The sequence below is a fragment of the Cohnella sp. 56 genome (assembly GCF_037963805.1).
GTDB lineage: Bacteria > Bacillota > Bacilli > Paenibacillales > Paenibacillaceae > Cohnella.
In genome coordinates this window covers 197,777-207,919 of the sequence record NZ_JAZDQE010000013.1, presented here as the reverse complement: position 1 = coordinate 207,919, position 10,143 = coordinate 197,777, and the positions used below count along the sequence as shown (strand labels likewise).

At 60.8% G+C, this 10,143-nt stretch carries 8 protein-coding genes; 6 read left to right on the top strand and 2 right to left on the bottom strand.

What is annotated here, in order from left to right:
• The first annotated feature begins 1,610 nt into the window (after positions 1–1,610).
• The 4 genes from VQ071_RS21595 (at position 1,611) to VQ071_RS21580 (ending at position 6,253) form a co-directional block, all read left to right on the top strand.
• Complete coding sequence (locus VQ071_RS21595) at positions 1,611–2,897, top strand: extracellular solute-binding protein (RefSeq protein WP_340516312.1); 1,287 nt, start codon at positions 1,611–1,613, stop codon at positions 2,895–2,897.
• A gap of 125 nt (positions 2,898–3,022) precedes the next feature.
• Complete coding sequence (locus VQ071_RS21590; protein ID WP_340516311.1) at positions 3,023–4,411, top strand: ABC transporter substrate-binding protein; 1,389 nt, start codon at positions 3,023–3,025, stop codon at positions 4,409–4,411.
• 114 nt (positions 4,412–4,525) lie between these two features.
• On the top strand, positions 4,526–5,395 hold the full coding sequence (locus VQ071_RS21585; protein WP_340516319.1) for a carbohydrate ABC transporter permease: 870 nt from the start codon (positions 4,526–4,528) through the stop codon (positions 5,393–5,395).
• Between the two features lie 12 nt (positions 5,396–5,407).
• Positions 5,408–6,253 (top strand): carbohydrate ABC transporter permease, encoded by an 846-nt coding sequence (locus VQ071_RS21580; protein ID WP_340516310.1) that lies wholly within the window; start codon positions 5,408–5,410, stop codon positions 6,251–6,253.
• 42 nt (positions 6,254–6,295) lie between these two features.
• On the opposite strand, the gene VQ071_RS21575 is transcribed toward VQ071_RS21580, so the two are convergent.
• Both VQ071_RS21575 and VQ071_RS21570 read right to left on the bottom strand, forming a co-directional pair.
• Entirely contained in the window at positions 6,296–7,969 is a 1,674-nt protein-coding gene (locus tag VQ071_RS21575; protein ID WP_340516309.1) for an ABC1 kinase family protein, read from the bottom strand.
• Positions 7,970–7,981: 12 nt separating this feature from the next.
• A complete protein-coding gene (locus tag VQ071_RS21570) occupies positions 7,982–8,311 on the bottom strand; it encodes a phasin family protein (protein ID WP_340516308.1) in 330 nt (109 codons plus the stop codon).
• Between the two features lie 314 nt (positions 8,312–8,625).
• Here VQ071_RS21570 and yhbH point away from each other — a divergent pair, with 314 nt between their 5' ends.
• Entirely contained in the window at positions 8,626–9,771 is a 1,146-nt protein-coding gene (yhbH, locus tag VQ071_RS21565; protein WP_340516307.1) for a sporulation protein YhbH, read from the top strand.
• A gap of 73 nt (positions 9,772–9,844) precedes the next feature.
• Positions 9,845–10,033: a hypothetical protein gene (locus tag VQ071_RS21560; RefSeq protein WP_340516306.1), complete on the top strand. Its 189-nt coding sequence runs from the start codon at positions 9,845–9,847 to the stop codon at positions 10,031–10,033.
• The last annotated feature ends 110 nt before the right edge of the window (positions 10,034–10,143 follow it).

The following is a 10,143-nucleotide window of genomic DNA, read 5'->3' as shown; positions in this document are numbered from 1 at the left end:
GCGTGGGTCAAGACGTTGGAAGATGCTTCGGCTTTCTACCGAACAGTGTAATCCCACGAAATAACGAGCTATGGTGCGAGATTGGTATCATTGTGGGGCATGACTCCAATTTTAGGGGGCCTAGCCGTCTGTGCCGCGAAGCGCCGGATTCGGGCGGGATACACGGTAGAATCGTGTATCCTCGCCGCGCGGCACCGAATTCGGACGAGATGCACGGTAGAATCGTGTATCTGCGCCGCGCGAGGCCGGATTCGAACGAGATACACGGTAGAATCGTGTATCTGCGCTGCGCGGGGCCGGATTCGAGCGAGTTACACGGTAGAATCGAGTAACTGTGTTGCTCGGAGGCGGAGTCGAGCGAGATGCACGGTAGAATCGTGTATCTGCGACTCTCGGAGCCCGGAATCGCCCGAGTTACACGGTAGAATCGTGTATCTGCGCCGCGCGGGGCCGGATTCGGGCGAGATACACGGTAGAATCGTGTATCTGCGCGATGTAGGGCCGGATTCGGGCGAGTTACACGGTAGAATCGTGGATCTGGCCGCGCGGGGCCGGATTCGAGCGAGATGCACGGTAGTATCGTGAATCTGTGTTACTCGGAGGCGGAGTCTAGCGAGATGCACGGTAGAATCGTGGATCTGCGCGATGTGGGGCCGGATTCGAGCGAGATACACGGTAGAATCGTGTATCTGCACGATGTTGGGCCGGATTCGGGCGGGATACACGGTAGAATCGTGTATCTCCGCGATGTTGGGCCGGATTCGGGCGAGATACACGGTAGAATCGTGTATCTCCGCGATGTGGGGCCCGATTCGAGCGAGTTACACGGTAGAATCGTGTATCTGCGCCGCGCGAGGCTGGATTCGAACGAGATGCACGGTAGAATCGTGTATCTGCGCTGCGCGGGGCCGGATTCGGGAGAAATGCACGGCGGAATCGTGTATCTGCGCGATGTGGAGCCGGATTCGAGCGAGTTACTCGGTAGTATTGTGTACCTGCGACTCACGGGGCCGGATTCGGACGAGATGCACGGCGGAATCGTGTATCTGCGCGATGTGGAGCCGGATTCGAGCGAGTTACTCGGTAGTATTGTGTACCTGCGACTCACGGGGCCGGATTCGGGAGAAATGCACGGTAGAATTGTGCATCTGCGCAGCGCGGCGTCGCGTGGCCGAGTTATGCGGCAGTATCGCACAACTCGATCCCGCGCGGCCAAATCCGACCGCGTTACGCGGCAGTATCGCACAACTCGGCCCCACGCGGCCGAATCTGCCCGCGTTACGCGGCACCGCCGCACAACTCGGCCCCACGCGGCCGAATCTGCCCGCGTTACGCGGCAGTATCGCACAACTCGGCCCCACGCGGCCAAAACTGCCCGCGTTACGCGGCACCACCGCACAACTCGGCCCCACGCGGCCGAAACTGCCCGCGTTATGCGGCACCACCGCACAACTCGGCCCCACGCGGCCGAAACTGCCCGCGTTACGCGGCACCACCGCACAACTCGGCCCCACGCGGCCCGATCTGCCCGCGTTACGCGGCACCGCCGCACAACTCGGCCCCACGCGGCCACGCCGCCGCCAACCCATTCTGAGAAAGGAGGCATCGCCATGCCCGCCCCCTATCGCTCCGCCGCAGCAGGTCTGATCGCCGCGGCCGCGCTGGCGCTGACGCTCGCCGCGTGCTCCGAGCACGAGCCGCAGCCGACGTCGCAGGCGGAGCCGAAGCAGTCGCTGATCCGCTTCGTCGCGGCGGAGTACAGCACGGAGACGAAGGCGAATCTCGAGAAGCTCGTGCATGAGTTCGAGCTCAAAAACCCGGACATCATCGTCGAGCTGCAGGTCGCCAACTGGAACGTGCTCGACGGCATCTATACCGCGATGATCAGCCGCAATCAGCCGCCGGATCTGCTCAATACGAACGTATACGCCCACTTCGCCAAAGCCGGCATTCTGAACGACTTCAGCGAGATCGCCTCGCCCGAACTGCTGGCCAAGTTTTATCCGAATCTGTCCGGGATGGACAGCATCGAAGGCAAGCAGTACGCGATCCCGTACGTCGCCTCGATACGCAGCCTGTACTACAACAAAAAGCTGTTCGAGACCGCCGGCATCGCCAAGCCGCCCGCCACCTGGTCAGAGCTCGAGGCGAGCGCCCGCAAGATCGCCGCATCGGGCCGGGCGCGCGGATTCGGCGTCGACCTGACGGACGACGAGGTTCAGGCGTATCTGTCTTATTTTTTTTACGGCTCGGGCGGAGAATGGATCAAGGACGGCAAATGGAACATCAATTCGCCGGCCAACGTCGAGGCGCTGTCCTACCTCAAGCGGCTGTTCGACGAGGGCTTGACCGACGAGGAGCCGACCGTGACGACGCGGGATGAGAAGCAGCGAATCATGGGCGACGGCAAGCTCGGCATGATGATCTCCGGCAACTACTTCTCCTCCGTCGTGCCGCGCGAGTTCCCCGGGTTCGAATGGGGCAAGGGACCGATCCCGGTGAGGGACGGACAGCAGCCGATCTCGTTCGGCGTGCAGGACGTGCTCGTCTCGTTCAAGACGGCCCATACCGATCCGGTCGCGATCGGCAAGTTCCTGGACTTCCTGTACGACGACGCCAACTACGAGGATATGGTCAAGCGCGAAGGCTTCATCCCCGTCACCGAACCTGTCGGCCGCTCGCTGTCGGCCGCCGATCCGCAGATGACGGGCGCGATCGCCGCACTGTCGACGGCCAAGTTCTATCCGGTGCAGGAGCCCGCCTGGCAGGCGGTGCTGGACAAGACCCGCAAGATGGGCGATGCCGTTCTGTACGATCATCTCTCCCCGAAGGCGGCGCTGGACCAGCTGCAAGCGTTCGCGGTCACCCGCAGCGAAGCTTATGCATCCGAGCCATAACGATCATAAAATCCTCTAGATTTCCCGGAAGATATTCGATAGAGGCAAACGGCCCTCCCCGCTATGATGATGACAGGCGCTAAGCAAGCGACCGTATCATCTACATTCGGGGAGGGTTTTGCTTCATGGCTCTGAACAAAAAGATCGCCGCCGCCGGCCTGGCCGCCGCGATGGCCGTCCTGCCGCTGGCAGGCTGCGGCTCGAACGACAAAAACGCGAACGCGGGCAAATCGTCCGACGCATCTCCAAGCGCGAGCGCATCCGCCTCCGCAGCTCCCAGCGCATCTGCAAGCGCAAGCGGCGACGCCACCGGGGCAAAGCTTACCGGCGACTTCGAGATCCAATACTTCGTCGGCGGCTACGGCGACAAGTGGTGGAAAAAGGTGATCGCCGACTTCAAGGCGGCCAACCCGGACCTGAACGTCATCGAAGACGGCGGTCCCAAGATCAACGACCAGAACAAGCCCCGCTGGATCGGCGGCAATCCGCCCGACTTCGTCTACATCGACGGCGCGGGTCTCAACGACCGCCAGATGGTCGAGGACGGACAGCTCGAAGACCTGACCGAATGGTTCAAGACGGCCAAAAACGTCGACGGCACCCTCATCAGCGACATTCTGACGCAGCCGCCGCAGCAGTACGACGGCAAAGTTTACAACATCCCGCTCGTCCTGAACTCCTGGGGCATCTTCTGGGACAAGGCGCTGTTCAAGGAAAAAGGCTGGACCGAGCCGACCGACTACGCTTCGTTCATCGACACCGCCGACAAGATCAAGGCCGCCGGCGTCACGCCGTTCATCCACACCGGCAAATACGCCTATTACATCCAGGATGCCTTCCTCTACCCGGCGATCGTATCCGCGAACAACGACGACTACTCGATCCTCCAGGATATGGCGAACTCGAAGGTTGACGCATTCAAGAGCCCGGCCGTCATGGAAGCCTTGAACAAGATCGTCGAGATGCGCGACAAAGGCTTCATCGACAAAGCCTCCATCCAGATCAACCATACCGATTCGCAAATGCTGTTCCTGCAGCACAAGGACGCGTTCATCCCGAACGGCTTGTGGCTGCCCAACGAGATGGGCAAGGACGTACCGTCCGGCTTCGACTTCGGCTTCATCCCATCCGTCACGCAAAAGGCTGGCGGCAAAGTCGTCGCCAATACGTCCACCGCTACGGTCGCCATCGCCAAAAAGGCGAAGAACAAGGAAGCTGCGCAAGCGTTCATGTCCTTCATCTTCTCCGAAGCGCAGGCTTCCCAGTGGGCCGAGCTGAGCGGCGCTCCGTCCAACATCAAGGGCGATATCTCCAGCTCCAGCGCACCGAACTTCGTCAAGGACGCCGCCAAGTTCCTGAACGATCCGAATACGGTCGTCGTGCCGACGATCACGTTCAACGCCGACGTCGAGAAGGTGATGTGGGATTCGACCGACGCGCTCTCGATCGGCAAGATCACACCGGACGAGTGGGTCAAGCGGGTCACCGACGCCGCCGCCAAGGTCGGCAAATAAAAAATACTCCTCAGACTTGGGAGCCCCGGTTCGCCGGGGTCTCCCTCAGTCCATGGAGACGAAAGGACGGGGGCCATCTTGAAAACATCCGGAACGGCCAAATGGCAGCGCAGCATGTTCATCGCCAGCTTCACGCTACCCACGCTCATATTTTTCTGTACGTTCACCATCTATCCGGTTATCAAGGCATTGTATTATTCGTTCTTCGACTGGTCCGGCATGTCGGATCATATGGACTTCATCGGACTGCAGAACTTCAAGGACATGCTGCACGACCCGATCGTCTGGCAGGCGCTCGGCAACGACTACTTCCTCGTCGCGGGCAAGATCGTCGGCATCATGCTGCTCGCCACGTTTTTCGCGGTGGCGCTGACGCGCTTCGGCTTCAAGCTGTCCGGCTTCTTCCGCTCGATCTACTTCATTCCGAACGTAATCTCCGTGGTCGTCATCGGCGTCCTCTGGAACTTCATATACAATCCGCAGATCGGCTTCCTGAACGCCTTCCTGTCGCTGTTCACCAAGGAGCCCGTCACGATCACCTGGCTCGGCTTCACCTCGCATACGATCTGGATGCTGCTGCCCCCTTCGATCTGGGCGGGAATCGGATTCTACATGATCCTGCTCGTCGCGGCCATCCAGAACGTGCCGGACTCCCTGTACGAGGCGGCCGATCTCGAAGGCGCGAACCAGTGGCATCAGTTCTGTCATATCACGCTGCCGCTCGTCTGGGAGCAGATGAAAGTATCGATCATCAACATCATGATGACGACGCTCAACGGCTCGTTCGTCATCGTCTGGATCATGACCGAGGGCGGCCCCGACAATACGACGCAGGTGATGGGCTCCTATCTGTACCAGATGGCATTCCGCCAATACCACTTCGGCTTCGGCGCCGCGATCGGCATGCTGATTATGATCAGCTCGCTGATCACGACCGTCGTCATGCAGCGCCTGCTGCACCGCGAAACCGTAGAGATGAGCTAGGGGGGAACGACTATGAACTTCGGTTTGCGCAATCCGGTCGCCAAAACGATATTTTATGCGATTCTCGTCGTGTGGGGGCTGGCCGTGCTGTATCCGCTGGCCTGGACCGCGCTGGACGCCTTGAAGGACAACGCCCAATTCATGGGCAACGCCCCTTGGTCGCTGCCAAATCTGCCGCTGCTGTGGTCCAACTTCTCGTATGTATGGGACAGGTACAACTTCGATTCCTACTTCGTCAATTCGCTCGTCATCACCGCAGGCTCGACCGTCCTCGGACTGCTGCTGTCGGCGTCGACGGCGTACGTGCTCGCGCGGTATCCGTTCCGGGGGAGCGGCGCGCTCTACCTGTTCTATATCGCTTCCATGATGGTGCCGTTCGTGCTGGCGCTCATCCCGCTTTTTTTCCTGATGAATTCGCTGCACCTGATCAATACGACGCTGGGCATGATCCTCGTCTACGCCTCCAGCGTGCTCGCCTTCGGCGTATTCGTGCTCGTCGGCTTCTTCAAGTCGCTGCCCAAGGAGCTCGAGGAATCGGCCGTCATCGACGGCGCCTCGTATTACGGCACTTTTTTCCGAATCATGCTGCCGCTGTCCCAGCCGGGCCTTGTGACGGTCGCGATCATCAACGTGCTGAACATATGGAACGAATACGTCGTCGGCACGGTCTTGATCAACGATCCGAGGCACTACACCCTGCCCGTCGAGATCGGCGTCATGCAGGCCGAGATGCAGTACCGCACCGAGTGGGGACCGCTGTTCGCCGCCCTGCTCATCACGATCGTCCCCGTGCTCGTCGTGTACATTTTGTTCCAGCGCAAGATCGCGAGCGGCATCACCGCGGGCGCTGTCAAGTAGCCAGGCGGTCCCGCGGCGCATGATGCAGTCTCAGACAAGCAATTAAAATCTGCCTGAACGAATAATGGCGAATATGAGCCAGCCGAACATGAGGGCGGCGATGACGAACCCCGTCTCGATGATGGGAAAACGCCAGATCGTCGTCTCGGCATGTCCGAGCGCAGCGCCGATGATCAGTCCGGCCATCATGATGCTGAGCGCGAGCAGGACGATGCTGAACGACAGCCGGTTGCCAATGCGGTTCAGCCTGCGGGCCATCGATTCGGCCTGGCCGAGCTCGATCTCCGCGCGCAGCCGTCCCTTGTGCGCGATGCCGGACCAGTGCTTGAGATCGTCCGGAATGTCGCGCAGCAGGTCGAGCAGCTCGGGCGCCTCCTCCAGCCAGTTCCGGGCGACCCGCCTTGGGCTCCACTGCTCCAGCAGCAGCTTTTTGCCGAACGGCTCGGCGACATCCAGCACGCTGAACGACGGATCGAGCGCCGTGACGACGCCCTCCATCGTCAGCATCGCCTTGCCGAGCAGCGTGAGCTCGGTCGGCAGCTTGATCTGATGTCTCTGGGCGATGCCGAACAGCGCTTCGATCGACTCGCCGAGATGAATCTGCGCGAGCGGCACATTGTAGTACATCTCCCGCAGCTCGTCGACATCCGCGAACAGGCGATCCTCGTCGACCGTATCGGGGATGATACCCATATGGGAGATGGCCCGCAGCACGCCCTTCGTGCTCTGGTTGCGCAGCGCGATGACGAAGGACACGAAGTTTTTGCGGGCCGTCGGCGTCAGCCGGCCTACCATGCCGAAGTCCAGCAGCACCAGCTTGCCGTCCGGCAGCGCGAGCACATTGCCCGGATGCGGGTCCGCATGGAAAAAGCCTTCGGTCAGCACCTGCTCGAAAATCGTCGAGGCCAGCGTCTCGGCCAACAGCGCGCGGTCGAGGCCCGCCGCATCGAGGGCCGCATCGTCGGACAGACGAATCCCGTCTCTGAAATCCATCGTCAGCACCCGCCGCGAGCTGAGCGCGTCGTGCACGACCGGAATCTCGATCCGCGGCCATCCCGCCGCCAGCCTCGCGAAGCGGACGGCGTTGCGGGCCTCGGTACCGTAGTCGAGCTCGGCCCGCAGCGCCCTGGCCAGCTCCTCCACCATGTCGCCCAGCCGGTAGCGGCGCGCCCATTCGAGACGATGCTCTGCCACGCGCGCGAGGTCGGCCAGTATCTCGAGATCGGTGTCCATCATCGCCTGGATGTCCGGGCGCTGCACCTTGACAGCTACATCCGTCCCGTCCTGCAGCGTCGCGCGATGCACCTGGCCGATGGAGGCGGCGGCGATCGGCTCCTCCGAGAACGCGGCGAACAGATCGCCGACCGGCGCGCCCAGCTCCTCCTCCACGATCGCGGCGACCTCCTCGTAAGGGAACGGGGGCACCTGATCCTGCAGATGCCTCAGCTCCTCCAGAATCGATTGGGGAATGAGGTCGGCCCTCGTGCTGGCCAGCTGCCCCAGCTTGACGAAGGTCGGGCCAAGCTCTTCGAGCACGAGCCGGATACGCTTGCCGATGCCGCCCGCCTGACGGACCGCGCGCTCGCTTCTTCTGAACAGCCTGACCTTGTCGGTCAGGCCGATCGCGTCGGATATGTAACCGAATCCGTTGCGCGCCAGCGCTGCTCCGATACGCCGGTAGCGCCGCAGATGCCGGATTCTTTTGCGCGGATTCATGAGCGGCCGTCCCTAGGCGAGACCACCGGTGGACAGCCGTGCCTCCAGCGATGCGATGCGCTCCTCCAGCGAGGCGACACGGTCCTGAAGCGCTTCGATCTCGGCCTTCGCCGCATAGCGGTTCTCGCCGAGAATCGCGCTTGCCTTGTCATTGGCCAGCCGTTCGATCCGCTCCCTCGCCTCGGCGCCCTTGGCGATCAGCTCGCCTACGAGTGCCTTCGACTCCTCTTTGCCGACCTCGCCCTTCTTCACCAGCTCGTCGACCGTCTTCTCGATCTGCTCCTTGCTGGCGACGACGACGCCGAGTCCCAGCGACACCGCCTTGCGAATCGTGTCCATCATTATCCTTCATCTCCCTTCGATTCGATAGATCAGCCTTCACCCATAAATATGTGGCAGGCGCCCGCCGAATTCGGCCATGCGGAGCAGGGCGGGCGGCGTGTGCGGCCGACATCCCGCCCGACGGGCGCCGCTCCTTAACAGGGTGCGGTAAAAGCTGCTATTTCATCCATTTACCCTGTCCGCCCCGCCACGTAACCGCGCTTCTCCGCTCGGCTGCGGCACAATTCGCACACATCGTTTCGACGCCCGCGAATATATTAAATGCATACCTGCGTAAATGCCGAATCAGAAGGCCGAAGAGAGGTGCGTGGACCGTGAACAAGCCGTCGTTCATCCTGTCCAGAGAAGACTGGTCGCTTCACCGCAAGGGCTATCAGGATCAATCCCGTCACCAGAAGAAGGTCCGCGAAGCGCTGAAGCAGAATCTGCCGGACCTGCTGTCCGAAGAAAATATCATCATGTCGAACGGCAAGCAGATCATCAAGATTCCGATCCGCAGCATGGACGAATACCATATCGTTTACAACCACAATAAGAAAAAACACGTCGGCCAGGGCGACGGCGACAGCCAGGTCGGCGATGTGCTCGGGACCGATCCGGCGGCCAAAGGCGGCAAAGGCGAAGGCGCGGGCAGCGAGCCCGGCGAGGACGTCGTCGAAGCCGAGATCTCGATCGCCGAGCTGGAGAACATGCTGTTCGAGGAGCTTGAGCTGCCCTATCTCAAGCGCAAGGACAAGGAAATTATTGAGTCGACCGAGATCCGGTTCACCGACGTGCGGCGCAAGGGCATCATGTCCAACATCGACAAGAAGCGGACGATCCTCGAGAATCTGCGCCGCAACGCGCGCGACGGACGCGGTCAGATCGCCGGCATCTCGCCGGACGATCTGCGGTTCAAGACATGGGAGGAGATCGTCAAGCCGCAGAACAACGCCGTCATCATCGCGATGATGGATACGTCGGGTTCTATGGGCTCCTTCGAAAAGTACTGCGCGCGCTCCTTCTTCTTCTGGATGACCCGCTTCCTGCGCCGCCAATACGAGAAGGTGGAGATCGTGTTCATCGCGCATCATACCGAGGCCAAGGAAGTGTCGGAGGAGGAGTTTTTCACGCGCGGCGAGAGCGGCGGCACGATCTGCTCGTCCGCCTACATCAAAGCGCTGGAGATTATCGACAGCAGGTATCCGACGTCGAGCTACAACATCTATCCGTTCCACTTTTCCGACGGAGACAATCTGACGAGCGACAACGAGCGCTGCGTGCGGCTGATCAAGGAGCTGCTGAGCCGGGCCAACATCTTCGGCTACGGCGAGGTCAACCAGTACAACCGCTCGAGCACGCTCATGTCCGCCTACAAGCATCTCGACCACCAGCAGTTCCTCTACTACGTCATCCGCGAGAAGTCCGAGGTGTACAACGCGCTGAAGACGTTTTTCAAGAAGCGGGAGGCCGTCGTATAAACTTGAACAGGCGATCGTCCGCTAGTCTGGGCGATCGCTTCTTCGTCGTATGCCTGATTTGATATAAAAGGAGATGAGCCTCATCATCACGTGGAGCCGCATCATTCGGAGCTTGGTGGTCGGGATGGTCATCGCTGCGCTCGCAATCGGTCTGCTGCCCTTCCTGTTCGCCGATTCGATCGGCGACCTGAACGGATTTGCGGAGCCGGAGTCGAGCTCCTTTTACGCTCTGATCGACAAGTTCATCCGATTAGGGAAGTAGCGGGACGATGTCGTACGTATAGTTGTTGTATAAATGAAAAGCGACCATCCTCGCAAGGATGCGTCGCTTTTTGGGGCTATTGCCGGCATAGCTGGAAGGCGATGCGGTGC

Excerpts from the sequence above, each read along its gene's own strand:
- VQ071_RS21595 (WP_340516312.1), top strand. The coding sequence starts at position 1,611 with ATGCCCGCCCCCTATCGCTCCGCCGCAGCAGGTCTGATCGCCGCGGCC.
- VQ071_RS21590 (WP_340516311.1), top strand. The coding sequence starts at position 3,023 with ATGGCTCTGAACAAAAAGATCGCCGCCGCCGGCCTGGCCGCCGCGATG.
- VQ071_RS21585 (WP_340516319.1), top strand. The coding sequence starts at position 4,526 with ATGTTCATCGCCAGCTTCACGCTACCCACGCTCATATTTTTCTGTACG.
- VQ071_RS21580 (WP_340516310.1), top strand. The coding sequence starts at position 5,408 with ATGAACTTCGGTTTGCGCAATCCGGTCGCCAAAACGATATTTTATGCG.
- VQ071_RS21575 (WP_340516309.1), bottom strand. The coding sequence starts at position 7,969 with ATGAATCCGCGCAAAAGAATCCGGCATCTGCGGCGCTACCGGCGTATC.
- VQ071_RS21570 (WP_340516308.1), bottom strand. The coding sequence starts at position 8,311 with ATGATGGACACGATTCGCAAGGCGGTGTCGCTGGGACTCGGCGTCGTC.
- VQ071_RS21560 (WP_340516306.1), top strand. The coding sequence starts at position 9,845 with ATGAGCCTCATCATCACGTGGAGCCGCATCATTCGGAGCTTGGTGGTC.